Annotated in this window: 20 protein-coding genes and 1 pseudogene; 16 read left to right on the top strand and 5 right to left on the bottom strand. The window is 46.1% G+C overall.

The window, feature by feature from the left end; all coding sequences use genetic code 11:
- The first annotated feature begins 20 nt into the window (after nucleotides 1-20).
- From O9H85_RS23790 to O9H85_RS23750, 8 genes and pseudogenes are all read left to right on the top strand, one after another.
- On the top strand, nucleotides 21-2,522 hold the full coding sequence (locus tag O9H85_RS23790; RefSeq protein WP_269883907.1) for a hypothetical protein: 2,502 nt from the start codon (nucleotides 21-23) through the stop codon (nucleotides 2,520-2,522).
- A gap of 872 nt (nucleotides 2,523-3,394) precedes the next feature.
- Nucleotides 3,395-4,000 carry an HAD family hydrolase gene (locus tag O9H85_RS23785; RefSeq protein WP_269883906.1) on the top strand — a complete coding sequence of 202 codons (606 nt, stop codon included), beginning with the start codon at nucleotides 3,395-3,397 and terminating at the stop codon, nucleotides 3,998-4,000.
- Between the two features lie 75 nt (nucleotides 4,001-4,075).
- The gene (locus O9H85_RS23780; protein WP_269883905.1) at nucleotides 4,076-4,825 is read left to right on the top strand and encodes an alpha/beta fold hydrolase; all 750 of its coding nucleotides are present in this window, start codon (nucleotides 4,076-4,078) and stop codon (nucleotides 4,823-4,825) included.
- Between the two features lie 454 nt (nucleotides 4,826-5,279).
- A complete protein-coding gene (locus O9H85_RS23775; RefSeq protein WP_269883904.1) occupies nucleotides 5,280-5,837 on the top strand; it encodes a Ger(x)C family spore germination C-terminal domain-containing protein in 558 nt (185 codons plus the stop codon).
- Between the two features lie 776 nt (nucleotides 5,838-6,613).
- Nucleotides 6,614-7,663, top strand: a complete 1,050-nt coding sequence (locus O9H85_RS23770) for a sulfite oxidase (RefSeq protein ID WP_269883903.1) — start codon at nucleotides 6,614-6,616, stop codon at nucleotides 7,661-7,663.
- A gap of 146 nt (nucleotides 7,664-7,809) precedes the next feature.
- Nucleotides 7,810-8,331 carry a GNAT family N-acetyltransferase gene (locus O9H85_RS23765; protein ID WP_269883902.1) on the top strand — a complete coding sequence of 174 codons (522 nt, stop codon included), beginning with the start codon at nucleotides 7,810-7,812 and terminating at the stop codon, nucleotides 8,329-8,331.
- Nucleotides 8,332-8,407: 76 nt separating this feature from the next.
- Nucleotides 8,408-8,865: pseudogene (locus O9H85_RS37530) on the top strand (WecB/TagA/CpsF family glycosyltransferase).
- A 263-nt stretch (nucleotides 8,866-9,128) separates the two neighbouring features.
- Nucleotides 9,129-9,617, top strand: a complete 489-nt coding sequence (locus O9H85_RS23750; RefSeq protein ID WP_269883900.1) for a class I SAM-dependent methyltransferase — start codon at nucleotides 9,129-9,131, stop codon at nucleotides 9,615-9,617.
- Between the two features lie 391 nt (nucleotides 9,618-10,008).
- On the opposite strand, the gene O9H85_RS23745 is transcribed toward O9H85_RS23750, so the two are convergent.
- From O9H85_RS23745 to O9H85_RS23735, 3 genes are read right to left on the bottom strand one after another with little or no spacing between them, the layout of a single operon-like run.
- Nucleotides 10,009-11,163, bottom strand: coding sequence for a Ger(x)C family spore germination protein (locus O9H85_RS23745; RefSeq protein WP_269883899.1), 1,155 nt, complete (start codon nucleotides 11,161-11,163; stop codon nucleotides 10,009-10,011).
- Nucleotides 11,160-12,644 carry a spore germination protein gene (locus tag O9H85_RS23740; protein WP_269883898.1) on the bottom strand — a complete coding sequence of 495 codons (1,485 nt, stop codon included), beginning with the start codon at nucleotides 12,642-12,644 and terminating at the stop codon, nucleotides 11,160-11,162. The genes O9H85_RS23745 and O9H85_RS23740 overlap by 4 nt, the downstream gene beginning before the upstream one ends.
- Nucleotides 12,641-13,735, bottom strand: a complete 1,095-nt coding sequence (locus O9H85_RS23735; protein ID WP_269883897.1) for an endospore germination permease — start codon at nucleotides 13,733-13,735, stop codon at nucleotides 12,641-12,643. Before O9H85_RS23735 ends, O9H85_RS23740 begins: the two co-directional genes overlap by 4 nt.
- A 218-nt stretch (nucleotides 13,736-13,953) precedes the next feature.
- Here O9H85_RS23735 and O9H85_RS23730 point away from each other — a divergent pair, with 218 nt between their 5' ends.
- The 3 genes from O9H85_RS23730 (at nucleotide 13,954) to O9H85_RS23720 (ending at nucleotide 15,624) form a co-directional block, all read left to right on the top strand.
- Nucleotides 13,954-14,139, top strand: coding sequence for an aspartyl-phosphate phosphatase Spo0E family protein (locus O9H85_RS23730; RefSeq protein WP_269883896.1), 186 nt, complete (start codon nucleotides 13,954-13,956; stop codon nucleotides 14,137-14,139).
- Between the two features lie 127 nt (nucleotides 14,140-14,266).
- Nucleotides 14,267-14,824 (top strand): DUF1003 domain-containing protein, encoded by a 558-nt coding sequence (locus tag O9H85_RS23725; protein WP_269883895.1) that lies wholly within the window; start codon nucleotides 14,267-14,269, stop codon nucleotides 14,822-14,824.
- Nucleotides 14,825-14,919: 95 nt separating this feature from the next.
- Nucleotides 14,920-15,624 carry a VIT1/CCC1 transporter family protein gene (locus O9H85_RS23720; protein ID WP_269883894.1) on the top strand — a complete coding sequence of 235 codons (705 nt, stop codon included), beginning with the start codon at nucleotides 14,920-14,922 and terminating at the stop codon, nucleotides 15,622-15,624.
- A 15-nt stretch (nucleotides 15,625-15,639) separates the two neighbouring features.
- On the opposite strand, the gene O9H85_RS23715 is transcribed toward O9H85_RS23720, so the two are convergent.
- Together O9H85_RS23715 and O9H85_RS23710 are read right to left on the bottom strand one after the other, a co-directional pair.
- A complete protein-coding gene (locus O9H85_RS23715; RefSeq protein WP_269883893.1) occupies nucleotides 15,640-15,999 on the bottom strand; it encodes a hypothetical protein in 360 nt (119 codons plus the stop codon).
- Nucleotides 16,000-16,137: 138 nt separating this feature from the next.
- Entirely contained in the window at nucleotides 16,138-17,034 is an 897-nt protein-coding gene (locus tag O9H85_RS23710; protein ID WP_269883892.1) for a phosphotransferase, read from the bottom strand.
- 159 nt (nucleotides 17,035-17,193) lie between these two features.
- Here O9H85_RS23710 and O9H85_RS23705 point away from each other — a divergent pair, with 159 nt between their 5' ends.
- The 5 genes from O9H85_RS23705 (at nucleotide 17,194) to O9H85_RS23685 (ending at nucleotide 19,850) form a co-directional block, all read left to right on the top strand.
- Nucleotides 17,194-17,361 (top strand): hypothetical protein, encoded by a 168-nt coding sequence (locus O9H85_RS23705; RefSeq protein WP_269883891.1) that lies wholly within the window; start codon nucleotides 17,194-17,196, stop codon nucleotides 17,359-17,361.
- A complete protein-coding gene (locus O9H85_RS23700) occupies nucleotides 17,358-17,666 on the top strand; it encodes a DUF3846 domain-containing protein (RefSeq protein ID WP_269883890.1) in 309 nt (102 codons plus the stop codon). Before O9H85_RS23705 ends, O9H85_RS23700 begins: the two co-directional genes overlap by 4 nt.
- 235 nt (nucleotides 17,667-17,901) lie before the next feature.
- The gene (locus tag O9H85_RS23695) at nucleotides 17,902-18,765 is read left to right on the top strand and encodes an MBL fold metallo-hydrolase (RefSeq protein WP_269883889.1); all 864 of its coding nucleotides are present in this window, start codon (nucleotides 17,902-17,904) and stop codon (nucleotides 18,763-18,765) included.
- Nucleotides 18,766-19,040: 275 nt separating this feature from the next.
- Nucleotides 19,041-19,706: a haloacid dehalogenase type II gene (locus O9H85_RS23690; protein WP_269883888.1), complete on the top strand. Its 666-nt coding sequence runs from the start codon at nucleotides 19,041-19,043 to the stop codon at nucleotides 19,704-19,706.
- A gap of 21 nt (nucleotides 19,707-19,727) precedes the next feature.
- On the top strand, nucleotides 19,728-19,850 hold the full coding sequence (locus O9H85_RS23685; RefSeq protein WP_269883887.1) for a hypothetical protein: 123 nt from the start codon (nucleotides 19,728-19,730) through the stop codon (nucleotides 19,848-19,850).
- The last annotated feature ends 282 nt before the right edge of the window (nucleotides 19,851-20,132 follow it).

The following is a 20,132-nucleotide window of genomic DNA, read 5'->3' as shown; positions in this document are numbered from 1 at the left end:
ATCGAAAGGAAGGATCATTAGTGAAGAAGACAAGTAAATATTCGGTGAGAAAAATGGCCGTTCTGCTGATTGCATTGCTTCTGGCTTCTTGTGCCTCTTTTGCCTCTTCCGCGTTTGCCGATACAACTTTCGTCGGTTCATGGATCGGGAACACGTTTGGCGGCATGGATAATAAGTGGGTGCAGAACAATATGCTTGGCATTTATGTGGATCCGGACGGGACTGTGACCGCGAACAGCTTCTGGGACGAAGGCGGGCGGGAAGTCGGCGTGTACAAGGACGGCGATGAGATTGGTCTGCTGCCCGATATGCACGGTTGGGGGCGGCACGGAGGCTATGCCGTTACAGCCGACAGCAACTATCTTTATATTACGATGTCTCAGGCCGGAGGCTACGGAAGTAACACGCCCCCATCCGGAACAACCTGGTATGCGGTCCAAAGATTCAACAAGTCGACTTTGACCCACGCACCGTTCACCGGCGGCAGCGGGCCGTTCGGCGATATGCTGGTTGTCAGCCAAGCGGATCAATTGAGAGGTCTGGCGTATGGCAGTAATAAGCTATACGTCAGCGATTTCCAGGCCAATGCGATCAAAATTTACGACACCGACACCATGACATTGGTGAGCAGCATTGCGCAAAACCGGCCAGGGGCTCTAGTTTTGGATAAATCCGGATACTTGTGGGTCGTTCAAATCAAAGACGGAATCACGAACGGGAAAGTCAGAAAGTATGATCGGAACGGAGATTTTCAAAACATAGAGATTACAGACGTTGTAGATCCAACCGCGCTCGCCATTGACAATGCCGAGGTGCCGGGAAACCTGTTGGTGGCGGATAACGGTCCCGATCAACAAATTAAAATGTTTTCGATTTCCGGAACGCCGTCTTCTATCGGCGCGCTGGGGACGTTAAACGGCATTTATTCGGGGACGAAGGGACAGTACGGCGATCTGAAGCTGAACGGTCCGACCGGCGTGGGCGTGGATGCCAACGGCAATTATTACGTCAGCGGGAACGGCTTCGGCAACAATATGATCGACGTCAAATGGGCAAGATCCGATTTGCGCAAGTTCAGCCCCGACAAGACGCTGGTATGGAAGCTGCTCGGCCTTGAATTTGTCGATGCAGGCGTCATCGATGCTGCAGCGGATACTAACTTATATACGTCCTTGCAGCGATTTGATTTGGACTACAGCCAAAGTGGGGGTAAAGAAGGCACCTATGGAGCGCAGACCTTCGACCGGTTTGCCTACCCGAACGATCCGAGGCTCAATCAATCCGGATTCATTCAACAGACGCCGCTTGGCGTCCGCTATATCCAGGGGAAAAAATTTCTTTACTTGACCGGCCAGTATGCCGACCTTCTCGGCATTTACCGATTTGACGGGGAGATCGCCGTACCTTCCGGCTTGATCGCGGGTAAGCATTCGAGCTGGCCGACGACCCAGCCGGCCTCCGGCGCATGGATTTGGAAGGATGACAACGGAGACGGAGATATGCAGAGCTCGGAATTCGATTCGGTCGGAACGAATGATCCTTCAAGCTGGGGCTGGGATATCGACAGCCAGGGAAATATCTGGCAAGCGTTCGAGACATCCGGTATCAGTGAATATCCGGTACAAGGGCTTGACGCAATAGGCAATCCGATTTATACCCGCGCTACGAAAAAGGACTTTGCGATGCCGGCACCCTTTAATGTGCTTCAGCGAGTGAAGTATGTCGCCGAAACGGATACGATGTATCTCGCGGGATATATTCCTGCCCTCCCGAAGAAAGATTGGGGGCGCACAGGCAGCGTGCTGGCCCGTTACGACAACTGGTCTGCCGGCAATCGAACAGCGACCTGGACGATCAATCTGGAATTCGAAGTCATGAATCAGAATTACCCTAAAGCCATGACGATCGAGGGGGGACGGATCTTCATGGTATACGGCAGCGAGCCGTTAGTATACGTTTATAATACTGATGATGGAACGTTTGTGGGCACGCTATGGATGACGGAGCAAACCGGTTATCGTTCCGGTTGGGTGGATGTGCCATACGCAATCAATGCCTATCAGCGTCCGACGAACGGGGAATTTATCGTTACCGTGGAAGAAGACGAGCGCGCGAAGCAGAATATTTACCGCTATGGAAATTCTTACACCTCAACAACTCCCGTTCTGGTGGATGATGCTTCGAGCCAGATCGCCTACACGGGAAAATGGAACGCGATAACGGGCTTAAACGCCAGATATTATAATACACTTCATCGAAGCAATGTCTCCGGCTCTTCAGCGGAGTTTACGTTCAACGGTACGGCTGTTGCGCTGTTCGGCGACCGAAACCCGACGGCGGGTACGGGGGATATATACATCGACAATGTGCTCGTGAGCACAATCAGCTTCCAATCGAACAGCAGCGAAGCGAAAACGGACGTGTTCCAAATATCGGGGCTCTCCAAGTCAAGTCATACGATCAAATTTGTTAGCAAAGGCACGGGATTGATCTATGTAGATGCGATCAAATACACTCCTTAACTGTGATAAATGCACTCGCATTATTCCCCTTGGCTCCATAATAGAGAAAGGGTAGCACCTTCGGGTACTGCCCTTTTTTGTTATGGAGCCTTGAAGGGAGTGACCCTCGGGACATTCCGCGCGCAGGGGATGACTCGACAGCGAATGATTTGTTCATGTTGCAATTGTAATGGAATCGGTGGGGAATATTTATCAAAAGGTATTGAGCCGACCAGGCATTACTGGTAGAACTTAGCCAATTGGTTCTCCAAAAAAGGAATGAACGTCGTACTCGTCATCCAGCGACAACTTAAAGAAATAGCGGTGGTTCGAGACATTAAAAATAAAGTCCTGGACTACCGCTTTAATTTTCCTTTGGGAAACGCTGGAAACAGGGCAAATAAAGGCCTGTCATAATGGAGCACCCCCGAAGCCGGTGTTATTTAACAAGCTTCAAATAATTAAGAATCTCTCCGAGTTGCAGTTACTGGCGGGAGGCTCCATTTAAACACGTGCAGTGGTAGCGGCAGGCTGGGGCTGTCGCTCGACCCTTGCAATTCCGCAGCTGTCGCAATGATGTGCAGGCTTCCATATTGACGAAATAACGCCCATAGCGGCTCCAGCAGCGCCAATTGCCGCGCAGCTTCCATTGCATCGCCAGCATGCGCAGCGCGGGAGAGGCTTAGACAAGTCTTGGGAAACAAGCCATATAATGTGTAACAATAATATTGAAAGAAGATTTCGAGGGTATTGGAAGAAACAGCCATTACTATACAACTCGATAAATAATAGTTAACATAATAAATATTATGGTAACATATTTTGTTTGCAGGAATAGTCGTCCCTTCCTGGAATTATTATTTAAACGAATTGTATGCAAACGAGGTGCTATGATGAGTAAAACCCAACTCGTTCTCGATGTCGGGGGAGTATTAGGCACGAACTTAACCCGATTCTGGCATGAGCTTGCCGCTTCCGCATCCCTTTCTTATGAAGATTTACGACGCCTCTACAAGCAGGAGCTTCGCGATAAATGTTGGACCGGCGAGATATCCGAACCGGATTTCTTTACCTGGGCTTGCTCGATTCAATCTTCCATGAATGAGTCACAAGCACGCAGTCTGATGCTTTCCTGCCTGCAGCCGCTTCCTGCCTACAAATTGGTGCCCGATTGGAGCAAAATCTACGATCTTCACATTCTTAGCAACCACCGCTCCGAATGGCTGGCTCCTTTCTTGGCGCCCATTCTTCCTTATTTTCAGACCGTAACCATTTCCAGTGAAATCGGCTGCGCCAAGCCGTCGCCGGACATCTTCAAACATGCTGCCAGCGTGCTTCCGAAGGGAGCAACTGTCCTTTTTGTCGACGACACCGAACACAATCTGACCGCTGCCGCCGATCACGGATGGCAAATCTTACTTGCCGACTCTGAAGGCCATTGGATTCATCAGATCGCGGCCACCAATCAACGTTTTCCTTTAACTTCACCTAATGAATAAGACAGTTTTTGTCTTGTTTATGTGATAGAGTCCTTCTTGAGAGACAATCATTAATCTCAACGGAGGGAAATTGGGATGAGAGTGGAAGAGAGATTACAAGAACGAATCGGTTTCGTCTTTATTTATGGAGCCGGCCTAAGACATCAGATTTGGGATCAAGTGGTTTCGGGATTGGAGCATCCGGTATTAGTCGTGAATTATCCTGGGAGGAAGGAAGAGGAGCGATCAAGACAAGAGCTTACTCTCAAGGATTATGTTGACTATATCAAAGGTCAAGTGGGGGCATGGAATGTAGAAAAGTTTGTGATTGTTGCGCATTCGCTCGGTGGACTCCTTGCGCTTCAAATCGCCGCTGAGTTCCCAGGTCGCGTTGTAGGTTTGGCTGCCATCGGGGCGGCTATTCCCAAGAGAGGAGGCTCTTTCTTATCCGTTCTCCCGTTCCCTAAACGCTTAATGCTGTCTATACTTTTGCCTAGGGTGGGTACAAAACCCCCGGATTCGGCGATCCGTACCGGATTATGCAATGACTTGTCGCCAACACAAGCGGAGGAAATCATTCGAAATTTCGTTCCGGAATCCGTTCGTCTGTATTCGGATCCTGTGGACGTTTCCATTCCCGCGGTACCAAGATTGTATTTGAAGCTGGAAAAGGATAAGGAGTTTAGTCCATCCTTGCAAAATAAAATGATAGCACATTTCTCGCCGAATGCTATCCAAAGCCTGCCAGCAGGACATTTGCCGATGCTCAGCAAACCGGAAGAGGTTTGTGTTGCTTTGCGCAACTTTTTATCTAACATCAACCCATCTTCTTGGAGTCTCTCGTGAAGTCACAAATGAATCTCTTCTTCCCTTAATCACAACGGAGGAGGAGATTTTTTGTTATCTTCGCGGTCCGCAGTTTTTTGATTGTTTGCGGATTGGGCGATATCATGATTACGACCATCCCGGGCTGCAAAGTATAGTTCATATCAGATGGAAAAAATGGTATTCAAAGTCTCACCAAAACTGAAATGTTAAACCTTTGCGCTGATCGAGGTTCAGCAGAGACGTTAAGAAGAAAAGCCAAGAAATCGAAGTGAAAGCGAAGACGCACCGTCAGTCGAGAGGAGGATTGGATGCTTATAAGGCAGGCGCTGTCCTCGGAAGGAAGACGCAAATTTTGCTTATCGGCAAACGTGTTCTTTAGAATGAAGAGTGGTTCCGCATGGCGGGCTTAATCGATACGTAGCACAAATCATCAGAAACGGTCAGAACGACATTATAGGAGCTGCACCGGCAAATGTATGAGAAAGGGGAAACGCCATCAATCTCGGAAATCAAAAAGGACTATGAGGTAAAGCTGACCGGGTCCACGCAGCTTGATCATACAGGCAAATATGCCGTTTCGTTGGATATGCAGGAAACGATTATATTGCACATACTGCAGCAAAATGCAAAAAAATCCGTTAGCTTGACCTTTTCCATTCCCGGTGAACCGAAAAAACGCGGTCGGTTCGATGCAGACAAAATAACCATTGAAGCGGAAAAAATAAAAACGAAAGTAAAGACCTCCTATCGTCAGGATAAATTTCAGTTTGATATTCATGTCACGATGCCCGCTGCGCTTACTGAAAGATTATTTGCTTATGATGTAAGAAGGAAAGGAAATCAATTGGAGAACATGATTTCTGAACAAGCGCAAAAACAAATCAAGAGCCTCATTAAAAAAATACAAAAGCATCATATCGACCCGATCGGGCTAGTCTCTATGGACGGGCACATGAATATGACAAGTATAAGAAAGTGGAAGATCATTGGGGCGATGCACTCGCCGAAGCGGATATCAACGTTGCGGTAAAAGTCATTATTACCATGATGGGGCCAGTGAAGTGACAAGGCTCTTTTCCTAATCGTTGAGTGAGCGTTTGATCTGTAAAGGGATCGCCGGTCATTTGAACAAGCCTGCTTCAAAGTAATAAGGAACAAATGGGCGTATGTCTTGCTTTTTAGACCAGCACACGTCAACCGATATAGGCATATGCTGAAGAGTCTTCAAAATACTGAAAGGATGATTAACGTTGTCAATGACATATCACTATTATTCATATCCGGCGTATGATCATGCACATTATTTAATGCACGAAACGTTATCTGCGGTAGAACCATGGGTTCAACACGGTTTGATCGAAGCTGAATTGATCTCCACTGAACATGCTTTAAGGGAGGCTGCTGCAGTCGCCTATCTGATCGGAAAAGGATATCACCCTGTGGTCGCTCATCAGATCGTAGAATCATGGTGGCACTGTTTATAATAACAGCAGCCAAAATCGATTTCACCGGCTCGTCTAATGCAATTTAGGCGGGCCGGATGAAAACAAACATCTACCGGAATAGAACGATGAATTTCTTGAAGGCTGCCGCTGGGCAGCTTTGACATACGACAGCAACTGTTCGGGCAATGGCGAAGCATCATCATTCGATGGTGCTTTTTTATGCCGATCAGCTTTCCTCTTACGAATGATCATTGGCACTCCATAACTTTCAAGACGATCATTTCATACAAACTTATTCAAGGTAATGGTCTGAAGGATGTTTTCATAAAATAAGAATCATTGTTTTAAGGGGGAGATCATTTTGAGGCTCTATCATCCTCAGCGAATACCTCGATCCGTCATTCCCGAGAATCAAGAGTTTCCTATGCTGTCTCTTTCAAGCCAAATCACTCCGGAAGCTCTTCATTATGTCCGCAATCATTTTCCGTATCCGTATCTTCCTGCGCATGACTGGCATCTGAACGTAGAAGGCTGCGTGCGAAATCCGCTTCAGCTTAGCTATAACGATTTAATAAACATGCCCCAAGTGACTTTGCCGGTTACGTTGGAATGCTCCGGCAATAAAAGAGCTTTTTATGAGCCTAAGGTCCGTGGTGAGCAGTGGGAGCTTGGCGCAGTCAGCCATGCCCTCTGGACCGGAGTACGATTACGGGAGATCCTTCAGTCTACAGGAATCTTAAGCGAAGCGCAAGAGATTATTTTCGAAGGCATGGATTCAGGGCAGCGTACGGATATGCCCGGAACCTTCATCTACTCCAGAAGCTTGCCAATATATAAGGCTATACATCCGGATACGCTCATAGCGCTATTTATGAATGGTAAACCTCTTCCTTATAAGCATGGTTACCCTGCAAGGTTAATTGTTCCGGGGTGGTATGGCATGGCTTCCGTTAAATGGCTTCAGAGAATAATCGTCTCCGATCGTCCTTTTCAAGGACCGTATCAAAAGATCGACTATATTGTCTATCCTTCGGATCCTAATCAAAGTCCCAGACCGGTTACCGTGATGAAAGTCAATTCCGTCATCGCACAACCGACGGATCGGGCCGTGTTAAAAAAAGGAACCCACCATGTATTCGGAGCTGCTTGGTCGGGTGAAGTGCCTGTTTCAAAAATTCAAATAAATTTGGACGATGAAGAGACTTGGTACCCGGCAACCTGGATAGATCCGGAAGAACGGTATAGCTGGCGGAGATGGATATGGGAATGGCACGCTTCCAAAGCGGGGACATACCTGCTTAAATCGAAAGCAACAGATTCCAACGGGAACACGCAGCCTTTGCACGGGGAGTGGAACGCAAAGGGATATGAAAACAATTCCATTCACCAGATAGTAGTTTATGTGGAGTAATATTCGCAGGGGGATTCACCAAGCGGGACTTAAATAGAATGAGAATGTAATATATGAGGCGGTGGATCGGTGTTTTGCCATTGCAGGAGGCCAATTGTGTTATTTTGTGATACTATAGGATAAATATGGTATCCGGGGGTGAGGAGATGGAGACGCGTTTGTCTTTGGTCAAACCGACTTTTGACTTAAAAGACGAATATCTCGCTTTTTATCAAGAATGGATGGAAAGCGGAGAGTCAATGGTGCCCTGGGTTATTAGTAAAGACCCTTCAGACTTCCAAGCGATGATTCAATTCCTCCATGACTCCGAGAAAGAGGAGAACTTACCGGATCACTGGGTACCTGCCTCCACGTTCTGGCTGCTTAAGGAGGAAAAAAAGATCGTAGGCGCTGTTAACATCAGGCATCGTTTAACGGAAAAATTATTCCACTCCGGCGGGCATATTGGATACGGAATACGTCCGACAGAGAGAAGAAAAGGCTACGCCAGCATATTATTAGCTTTATCCCTGCAAAAGGCAAAAGATTTAGGAATTGCTGATGTCCTTGTTGTTTGTGACGAAAACAATATCGCATCCGAAAGAACGATTTTGAGAAATGGAGGAATACCGGATTCAAATTACGTGGAGGAAGACGGAAATGTTGTAAAAAGATTCTGGATAAAATGATAAAATAGCAGCTGAATTCCCTAGGAATCGTTAGCGTAATTCGATTATTGTGCTTACGCTGAATCCGGAAATTACAATGGCTTGTCAACATGATGATCAGTTACGCAAGATTATTGACGAGGCGGGACTTATTACAGCCGACGGTATTGGAATCGTCACGGTATCGCGCTTGAAGGGGAATCCGCTTCCTGAACGGGTTACAGGCTGCGACCTGCTGATCAAGCTGCGGAAGAAGTTAAGATTGTCGAAGAGATCGGTTCCTTAAGACCTGATGTTCTAGTCGTTGCCATCGGGGCTCCCTATGCCGAGCGATGGATTCATAAGTATAAAAACAAGCTTCATGCCAAAATGGCTATAGGTGTCGGAGGAAGTCTCGATATCATAGCCGGAAAAGTAAAGCGGGCGCCGTTAATTTGGCAGAAGCTGAATATTGAATGGCTGTTTAGATTAATGAATCAACCTTCGAGATGGCGAAGACAATTGATTTTGCCTCGATTCGCCATAAGAGCGCTGTTCTTTAAAGAAAACAATTGATAGCCAGTTTAAGAAGCGGGAGTTCGATCGCATCAATCCCAGTTATTCAACCTCGAACCAGTCCCTTAGGCTGGTTTTTCAATTTCCATAATTACCGAAGCTTCCCTAATTGCTCCTTTAACGTATCGCTGATTGGTATAGGTTTTAAATTAACAATCTAAGATTTAGAATGATACGTTCGAATTTACATATTTTACAAAATGACTTTCCGCCACTACTATAAAATCATAAACTGATCACTTGGAAGCGGGAGGACGGGGAATATGAGCAATTTTGATTTCATTGCCGAAAAGTACGAGGAGACGGTAAAAAAAGATGGTCTGAGAAGGTACATGTACATCTTGGAGCAATTAGCGAAGGAAGGAGAAATGGAAGGAAAGCACATTTGCGATATCGGCTGCGGGCCGGGGGAGCTCAGTGCTGAGCTTTCGGTCAAGGGGGCTAAAGTAACAGGAGTTGATCTTAGTGAAAAGATGCTTGCTCTTGCCCGTACTAAATCCAGTTCTGTCGAGTGGATTCATGATGATGCGATGCATTTGAAAGCCATTTCCGACGGTTCGATGGATTATGTGGTCTCCAATTTGATGCTGATGGATGTGCCCGACTTTATGGCGGTATTTCACACCGTTCATCGTGTTCTTGCCCCGGGCGGAACGATGTTCTGGACTATTATGCATCCTTGTTTTCAGTCGCCTTTTAGTTATCCTTTGAAAGAGGGCGGGAGAAAGGTTTCCCATTATGCTCCGCAATAATGGAAATCTCATGGCGTCGGAACCATCCGTTCCATCGTTGGTTCCTACCATCGTCCGATTTCGGAGTATATTAACGGGTTCCAATCGGCCGGATTTGAAATCGTGCGCCTGGATGAACCCTTATCTGACGATGCCGCGCCAAGTGTTCCTATGTGGTTTTGCGCGGTCGGAAGAAAACGAGTGAGGTAGCTTATCGTATAATGTGGAAAGAAAGGGGAGAGATGCTCATGGATGCAGTTCAGGAAGCTAAGAAAGCGCTCGCTTTATCAACAAGGAGAGGAATTTGTTTCATTCGATGCAGCGGAAAAATCAAGTTTTTAATTAAGGAGAAAATGCACGCTAATAAGGTAGGCAGCAGCAACCATGAAGGGCTGCCGCCGCTGTTGATTCGTCAATCTACTCTTCCTTTGTATTTGCCGGTATGCATCAGCGTGACTTTCACATCAATCGAGTCCAGCGAATCCGGTTCAATTATAAGCTCGCCGTCATGATGCAGGCTTTGCCACAGCTTCGGATTTTCCCGGTACAAATACTCCCCAAGCTTCAAGACATCCGCTTGAATACTTAATCCCTTGTTGTATGTTTCTATTATTTGTACTTTGATCACTTGTGCGGATTTCTCTTCGATCTGCTTCTTTGATAAATTGCGGACCATTTCATCCACGTAAGCCATCATGGTCAAATGAATGCTGAAGTAGGGTTTCCCATGTTTAACGACGTATTGAAAATGTACATTCGGCTTTATCAGCACAACCGCGGCGTCGGGGCTGCTGTTATCCGGAATATTGATCGGAGAGCGCTCCAGCTTGGTCTGCAGCCACCGATACCCTTCGAGGTCTTTCTCGGAAAGCCAGCCGGTCAATTGTTGAGCGTGGAAATAATAAGCTCCGTCGATTCTGAACATCGGCCGCTCACGCTTATCCTCGGACCATGATTTGCGATCGATGGACAGGGAAGGAAGGGTGGCTGAAACCGCGGGCTCATTGAACTGAGCAATGATTTTATAACCGTATGTCGGCAATATAAACGAGCGCTGGGAATACATCTGCGCATATGTATCCATTAAAGTATCAAGCGGAGACAGGTTGAGAATCGATTTCTGGCTTAATATGTCACGCAGCGGCTCTTTCGTGCCGTATAACAATATGTTATACCGGACTTCCCGGTAACGGTTTAACATATCGTATGCTTCCTTTACCCGTTCACTATTTTTCAAAAAGCGTTCGCTCACGACAATCGCTTTCACATGTCCCCAAAATATCCTTAGCTGAGAAGTTGAGTAGATGGAATTGAACGACTCCGTAACGGTGACGCCTTCCCCTTTGCCGATCCAAGCCGGTACGTTTTTGCCTACTTCTCCGGTCTCACCCCTGGCTATATTGGAAAAGTTGAGCACTTGAACATACGTAATATATTTCCCGTTCTCGTAATCGAGGCCGATCGCCGTCACGTAGGCCATTTTTTGAATTTCTTTGGAATTCCAGCAGCCGGTTAGGAACACGATCATGAAGCAGGCTAGCGCGGTGCTGACTGCTGTTTTTCTCATCGGTCGTCATCCCCGCTATGATCCGGATCTATGGGGTGAAGTTCTGCAGGGCGATGCTTCAATTTGCGCCAGGGCGGTCGCAGGTATCCTTTCATTATGTCTTTAAAAAAGGGCGGAGATAACGGCGCCAAATAGGGAACGCCGAATGACCGCAGCTTAGCCATATAAAACAGAAGCAAAATCAAGCCCAGTATAAGCCCGTACATGCCTATGATCGAAGAAGCGACAAAAATGACGAACCGAATAACGCTGACAACGGTGCTGAGCGTTTGGTTAACGAGTGTGACTCCCATCACCGCCGTTATGGCACCGACGACGACAACGGAAGGCGAAACGAGGCCGGCACGAATGGCGGCATCGCCGATCACCAAGCCGCCAATGACGGTCAACGTCTGACCGATCGATTGCGGCAGCCGTACGCCCGCTTCACGGAAAATTTCCAGGAGCAGCAGCAGCACGAACATCTCCAATTGCGCCGATAAAGGCAGACCTAGTCGTGCCACCGATATCGTGGCCATTAAAGGGAAAGGGATTTGGTCCTGATGAAAAGCAGTTAAAGCGACCCAAAAGCCTGGCAGCAGCACGGAAAGCCAAAAGCTAAGCAAACGGACCAAACGGGCAAACGATATGTACTGAAAGCTGAAATGGACATCCTCCGGCGATTTCAATATGAGCCCGAACGTAGCGGGACCGATTAAAACCAACGGATTGCCGTCGATGATAATGACGAATCTTCCGGCAAGCAGGCTGCTGACTGCATAATCGGGACGCCCGGAACAAGCGAGCAAAGGAAATATAGGGTACTTGACATCGGCGAGCAATTCCTCCAACTGATTGATGCTGTAAATACCATCCACATCGATTTTATTCAGCCGCGAGCGGACTTCTTTCAGGATGTCGGGAGACAATAGATCCTGGAAATACATCAAAGCGATGTTCGTTCTCGTTCTTCGTCCGAGCACTATGGTTTCACAGCAAAGCGAGCTGCTTCGAATCCTTTTACGGATCAACGCGATATTAATCGAATAATTTTCCACGAAGCCGTCTCTAGGTCCTTTAATCGAAATCTCGGTGCTTGACTCTTCGGGAGAGCGTTCCGGGCGTTTGCCAATATTAAGCTTGTACATAACGTTTGTTTTCATGAAAACGATGACAAGATCACCTTGGAATACCGAATCCGTAATTTGCTCCTTGAGGATCTCTCCCTCGAAGAGAATTAGCGGCAGCAGGCCGAACGTACGTCCGTTTAACAGCGGATCGAAGCCATGTTGCCGATACATTTGATTCAAATCCGGAAGTACGGTTTTCGCGATTTGAGAAGTATCGCACAAGCCCTTCGAATAAATCAGCAAGGTATCGGAACCATCGCCGTTCTCATCAAAACGTATAAGTTGAATTTGCACATCGAAGGAATTTTGGAACAGGTGACGCAGCTTTTGTTCGGTCCAAGCCGTTGCCTGAACAGGCTTGCAGTCGTTCATAAAGTTCCCTCCTTGAAGGGTTTGGCAAACCAGGCGATGACAATCCAAATCGAAGTCAAGGTCAGAATGGCGAATAAGGAAATGATCAAATATTTCTCGAACATTTCCAGATAAAACGAATGATAATTGCTTATGACGATTGCTAGAACAATATAGCTCAAAGTAATGATTAGGGTAAACCGGTTACGCGATTGAGTTTTGCGGAAGGGCAGCAGATCGGCCAGCAAAAATTGTGCGAGACTGATTCGTACCATGGCTCCGGAAAGCCATTGAAAAACCGATAAAAAGTCGACATGCTCGATATAACTCCCGATTTTTACAAGACGCCACTGCTCATAAGGCGACACCATTTGTTTGGCCGCCTCCTTGGGACCGAATTCCGTAATTGCTCCAACGATCGGACCAAGCGTAATATAAACGAGGACAAGTCCGAGCAGTGTCATCTGCCATACCTTCACCTTCGTTTTCAGTTGATGCTGGAGCAGCAGCACCAACGTTATTTCGCAAAACGCCGCCCCGGCGAACAGCATCCCGTTGAAGACAGGCTTCCAACCTTGTTCCAGAAAAGGCTTCAGCATGAACCAATCTTTGTCCGAAGTATTCGCTATCGACACGAAAAAACCGAGACAAACGACAAGCGGGAGCAATATTCCGGCACCGATCGCAATTGTACGGATTCCGTGTTTGGCCGTGTAATGTGAGACGACAATGGTAACAATGATCAATACATACTGCGGGGTGGCAGGTAAATAATTCGCTACAGTCCAGATCGTCGTATGCAGTAACGTCATGATTCCGATCAAATAGAGCTGTAAGCCGATGGGAGCGAGCATTAACCACGACAGTAACGGGGTTGTTTGCTGTGCCAGCCACGGCTGCAGCTTTTGCCCGTTCGATTTCCGCATGATATAAACAACCAGGGCACACCAAGGGAGATACAATACGGCGGTAAGCAATACCGATATCCAGGCATCCCTGCCGGCCGCATCCAGCAGTACCGGATTTACGATGACATGGCTGATCAACCCGTTAAAGAGCATCATGAGCATAAACAGTTGCAAAAAGCTGATTCCAGCTTTGGAATTGGCCATGTCGCTTCCCCACTTGCAGCATAAAGTGTTAAGAATAGCTAACATTCATTTCGTAAGGCTTCCTCATTTTTCTAAAAAATATTCATCCGGTCGCTGCTAGGACGCATTTTTTACTAAAATTGTTACGAATTGTTCACGATTGCACGACAGGTTTTGACATACTTCTCTGATAAAAAGTCCTAAAATGAAAGCAATATAAATAAGAGGAGCGGAGTGGGTTGTCAAAATATTTTTTGAATTTAAAAATTGAACAGCTTCGAGAAAATATGATTCAGCTAGCTTTAGAAAAGGGATTATTGGATCAGGAAGTCATTAATTTAAGTCAGCAGTTGGATTATTATATCGTTCGTTTACAAAAATACGAGAATCGGTCATTTCTCATCCGTAAGTGGGTTCATATATAATTTTTGATAATAAGTTATATAACTAAGGGCTGCCGATGAATCGGCAGCCTTTTGCTCTCAATACCGACTCAATCGAGGATTCTATCATAAATAATTAGTTTAAAATTTAGAATAGGAGGTGGATTTGATGATTAAGGATGTGAAGAAGTATCGGCTAAAGGAGAAAATTGAAGATGAAGTATCCATCATCGATACTTTGGAGAATGAAGAAGATGAACTGCAGGAATTGAATGAAATGCATGTGAAGCGGCTGGAGAAATTGATCACTGAATATAAAGGTCGTATTAAATCCAGACTTAACCTGGAACAACAAAGAAACTATACATGGTCGGAAAGGTTTGCAGACTCCATAGCCTCGTTCGGGGGCAGTTGGAATTTTATTATCCTATTTGCTTGTTTTCTATTGGGTTGGGTCGTTTGGAATAGTTTCTTGAAGCCTTTCGATCCGCCACCTTTTATTTTGCTCAATTTGATTTTGTCATTCATAGCGGGATTTCAAGCCCCTGTTATTTTGATGAGCCAAAATCGCCAAGCGGCTCGCGATAAACATGAAGCAATGATCGACTTTGCGATCAACTATAAGGCGGAACAAGAAAATGTGGAAATGCAAAAACAATTAAACCGGATTAAGCAAATGCTGAATGAGCTTACTCATCAGAAGACTTCCGATAAACAGAAACTTTGAAGATTAAAATTCCACATGCAACTGTCATAAAAGACAGCAGCATGTGGAATTTTAAGGGAAACGATAAAATGATATTTCGGAGAGGAGCGCATAGGATGCCGAATACGAAGCCATATGAACACACTGAAAAACACTTTCGTGCCTCGGAAACGGTCCGTGATATTGTTATTGGCATGTCTGATGGCCTTACCGTACCCTTTGCCTTAGCCGCTGGACTTTCAGGCACACTGGACACGACGGCCACTGTTGTAATAGCGGGAATAGCCGAGATGGCAGCAGGCTCCATCGCGATGGGGCTTGGAGGATATCTTGCAGCCCGTACGGACGCAGAGCATTATGAATCGGAACTTAACAGAGAACAGTGGGAGATTCAGCACCTTCCCGATCGGGAACGACAAGAAGTGGAAGATTATTTAAACGGTCTAGGTCTTGAAGGCACCACACTTCAACAGGCAACGGATGCCATATGCTCGGACGATAAGCGGTGGCTTGATTTCATGATGAAGCATGAACTAGGACTTGAAAGGCCGGATCCCAAACGCGCAAGGAACAGTTCACTTACGATTGGGATTTCTTACATTGTTGGCGGTCTTATCCCGCTGTCTCCGTACATGCTGATTCATCAGTCCCGGAGCGCGTTATGGGTTTCCATTATCGTTACGCTCATCGCCCTGTTCGTGTTTGGTTACGCCAAGGGGAAGTTTATGGGGACAAACGCATGGAAGAGCGCCGCGGCAACTACACTCACAGGCGGACTAGCAGCCGGCGCAGCTTTCCTTATTGCGAGACTGATTTCTTAAGCTCATAACTGTAGATTACCGCAGCCGGAGGTTCAAATGCCAGCTATCCGAACGGCTTAATGAACGTGTATTCCTTGCTCTGTTCACGGCACTTACAAGCAAAAAGATCCGAACTTCTGCCCCCGAATTATTGTTGAACAGCACTTTATTGGGATGCAAATCGCCGGCGCCTCCCCTTGCTATAAAAGTGCCGGGAGAAGGTTGGGCCTCTACCTTAATAGCGAAAGCATCGTTGTTAAACAGAAAACTAATGTCTTTTAACACGAGCTTCTGTCCTTTTCTAACGTTAATCACGATTTGCTGAAGTAATAAGGTTTTCCTGGGGCCTACGGCAATGCTAGCATTTCCCCCTACGATTCCATTGAGCTGAAGCATGGATATCACCTCCTTCATAACTAGTCCTTCAGCATATTCAAATTGCAAGCGAATTGAAAGGGACAAATAGCAAGAAAGAGATGTGAGGGGAGGATCGAGGAGGGAAGGGGACCACTGTAACGAGGTGTCACTGATGAATCACAGCAAAGCTCGCAGCTCCCTTTTAAATCGCTTTAATTGGGTTTTCGTCGGAATGACCGATTTTGCATGTCGTAAACCGCTGATCTTGATACTTCGGTAGACAGGATAAGGATTAATCAAGAGTGCGTATAGGAGGGTTAAATCGTATTGGCTCAGCTGTCGTTTTTGCTGATAATAATCGATCCAATGAAGCATCCCGCTTGCGTCCCAAACAAAATTTCGATGGAGAATATGGGACAAATCCTTCATCCTAACGTTTAAGGAAGCATTATCAAAATCAATGACATGCAACTTGCTCCTCTTGTCTTTGACTAAGTTAGAATAATTATAATCGCCGTGTATAAATGCGGAGACTCTTTGTTCCGCTGCAATGGCCTCGACAACGAAGGGATGGCTTAAGTATTCCAAAGCTTCATCGCATAACGGAACCAAATGCTCCGTATGTTTGTACAAAATAAGCTCATTTCTATAACCCGTGATACCATGATAGAGATTGGAATATAGGATTCTGGAGGGTGGGGCTTCTTCTATTGGAAACCCTTTCGAAATTTTATGGAACTTGGCTAAGGTTCGTATTGCTTGTTTAAGCTCGTCAACATGCTGGAAATCAGGTTTGCGGCCGTCAACCCAGTTCGTTAGTGTGTAATGAGAGCCATCATAAGTTGCATAAGCTGAATGCATCAATGTAGGTAAAGCCCTTTGACCGCGGGTGAATCCGGACTGTTCAAGCCAGGAGAAAATTCTGGTAATGAACCGAACCTTATCTTCCGGAAAATCATATTTTTTTAAACAATAGGTATCCGTAGCTGTTTGGATCCTAATGACATCATGTACATTTACAGCTTCCTTTACCTTGATTCCATACATTTCTTCAATCGGTGACTGGATGGACATCCTCGCACTTCCTTTGATAAGCTTGTTGGCTCATATAAATAAGGTAATAATTATTTTATTCGAAAGAGGCAGCAATGCTTGGACTAACGACATGGTTCCTGTATGGAAAGGATAATAATGTCGACAAGGGAAATCCTATACTCAGAAGGGGTGGGCAGGATGCAGAATGAGAATAATAACGTATTTATTAATAAAAGACCTGAAAATGAAATGCAGCCGTACAACAATAAGAATTTCGATTTGATACGCGAATATGCCAAGCAGCTCAATGGAGAAATAGACAATGACGGCGAGAATTTAAGCAGTGAAACGAGTGGTGACATATGACAAAGGTGCTGGTCGCTCGTCCTGGGGAAGGAGCGTCATTTCAACAAATGCCTAATGAATTAAACGAGCTAGTTGGCGGGTCTGTTCAATGTGTCCAATTAGAGCATAACTATATCTTATACTGTAATCATGAAGGTAACGTACTGGATTTACCCGCGAATCCGTATTTTGCAAGGGGAATCGTTAAAGGGAATTTTGTCATTAGCAAAACAGATCAAAATGGGAATAATCTTGGTTTAGATGCGGACGATTATGCGTTTGTAATGAAAACCTACATTCAAAATCAACATGTAAATGTCAAATAGAAGTCTTTAAACATGATTTCGATCCTGCGAGACAACCTTACGAGTGGTTCGTTATGCAGGATTTTTTAATGATTTATTAAAAGCTTTAACTCCTAAAAGAATAAAATATACCCCAAATCGATATTAATGGGTATTAGCCAGACGTCGCGCGACAAGCAAGTAGATGAAAAGTCGGGGGGCATGGTATTGTAAGGAAAAAGGGAAATTATTTTTATACGAGACGGAGGTTAATCGTATGAGCTCGCATCGCCGATTGGATACGAACGCACCCGGAGCGCTGTACGTCACGTCCGCCTGCATCGATTGCGATACGTGCCGCCAGCTCGCACCGACGGTATTCACCGAAGCCAAAGGATCCTCCGCCGTCGCCCGCCAGCCGGAAACAGGGCCGGAGCGGAAGCAGGCACTGCATGCCTTGCTCGCTTGTCCGACAGCGGCTATCGTGAGCGAGGAGAAGGGCGGCATCGCCGAGGCGATGGCCGACTTTCCGCTGCTGTTGGAGGACGATGTCCATTATTGCGGATATACGTCACCCAAATCGTTCGGCGGAAGCTCGTATTTTATCGTACGGCCGAACGGCAATTGGCTTGTCGATGCGCCGCGCTTCGTGCCCTCCTTGGTTCGACGATTCGAGGAAATGGGCGGCATCGATACAATTTTCCTCACACACCGAGACGATGTGGCGGATGCAAAGTTGTATGCGGAGCGGTTCGGCGCGAAGCGCATCATCCATGCGATCGAGAGGGCGGCGCAGCCCGATGCGGAGCATGTGATCGAGGGGTTCGAGGATGTGCGGTGGGATAACGAAATGAAAATCGTCGTCGTTCCTGGCCACACACGTGGCTCGATGGTGCTGCTGTATCGGGAACGGTTTCTGTTCACGGGTGATCACTTGGCATGGGAACGGCACCGAGGGGCCCTGGAGGCGTTCGACGATTACTGCTGGTATTCCTGGGAAGAGCAGGGGCTTTCCATGGAACGGCTTGCCGCCGAAACGTTCGAATGGGTGCTTCCCGGACACGGGGAACGGGTGAAGCTGCTGCCTTCGGACATGAAAAAGGCGATGCAACGGCTGGTCAACGAGATGAGAGGGCGATAAGCGGAGTGAAAAACGCGAATAATACTTCAGAGGAAATGTGGTAGCGAATACGTTACTTTAAATATTATAGAGACCGGCGCCGGTCTCTTAACGCGCGGCGGATCAATATTGGAGAAAAAACTTGTTTGAAGGTTGGATCCCGAGATTAATGAAAATATATATTCGATGGTTTAGATAAGAGTGGGGTTAAACCGTTTTGTAATTTATCTCACAGAACATAATAAAAATTAGCGTTACTATCTCATTGTGGGTATAGCAAGGAGGTGAAATCATCAATGCCAAAGATACAGGCCATCGTATTTGATGCTTATGGTACGCTTTTCGATGTACATTCCATTTCAAAGAAGTGCAGCGAATTATTTCCGGATAAAGGTGAGGAGCTTAGCCGTATTTGGCGCAGCAAGCAACTGGAATATACTTGGCTGCGGTCATTAATGGGCCGATATAGCAATTTCCATCAAGTGACAATAGATGCACTTATGCAAGCTTGTCGAACACTTGATGTTTCTTTAGATGAAGATAAACAAGCGCAGCTTATGGATGAATATTTAAAACTCAGCATTTATTCTGAAGTTGCTGAAGTGCTTCAAAATCTAAAGAATATCAAGAAAGTGATCTTCACGAACGGCAATCAGGAGATGGTAAGACCGCTAATCGAGTATAGAGGTTTAACTGGTATGCTGGATGGTGTGTTAACCTCTGATTCCGTTAAAACCTATAAACCGGATCCTAAAGCCTATACCGTTGTTTTAGAACAACTAAAAGTGAGTCGGGAAGAAGTATTGTTTGTGTCTTCGAATCCATGGGATGCAGCTGGGGCAAAAAGCTTTGGATTCCATGTTGCATGGATAAATCGCGGGCATCAAAAAATGGACGAACTGGGACAGGCCCCAGATATAATTATATCAGATTTACATGGGATTTTAGATTTTCTCAAATAATCATACCAGGGAGGAATTATCATGAAAAAATTTGCAATTTTCGTTCACGCTTCTGAATCGGAAGCTGGAAGAGCGCTTCATGCTTTGTTGTATGCTCAAGAATTGAATGAAGCCGGTCACGAGGTGAAAGTGACAAGAACATAATCACATTTATTGCCGCATAAATAGCGGCTTTTTTGTTTTATGAGTTCATCTGACCGATATTAGAAATACTGGGCTAAGCTACTGATCTCGCATGGGTTCCTTTGAAACCGATTTTACAGCGTGTTTTGGAGTTGAAGCTGCCCTGGTGGACGGTTGAGCAAGACAATACAGACCAAGAGCCTACTGAAAGTGCAATCCTTAGCAGGAACTATTTGAGAACACAATTCAGTTTGTAGTCATTGCCTCGCTTAATCAACAGGATATTTCCAAGGCCTCTATCGA

The organism is Paenibacillus gyeongsangnamensis (assembly GCF_027533625.1).
Taxonomy (GTDB): domain Bacteria; phylum Bacillota; class Bacilli; order Paenibacillales; family NBRC-103111; genus Paenibacillus_G; species Paenibacillus_G gyeongsangnamensis.
This window is presented reverse-complemented; position numbering and strand designations above follow the sequence as displayed.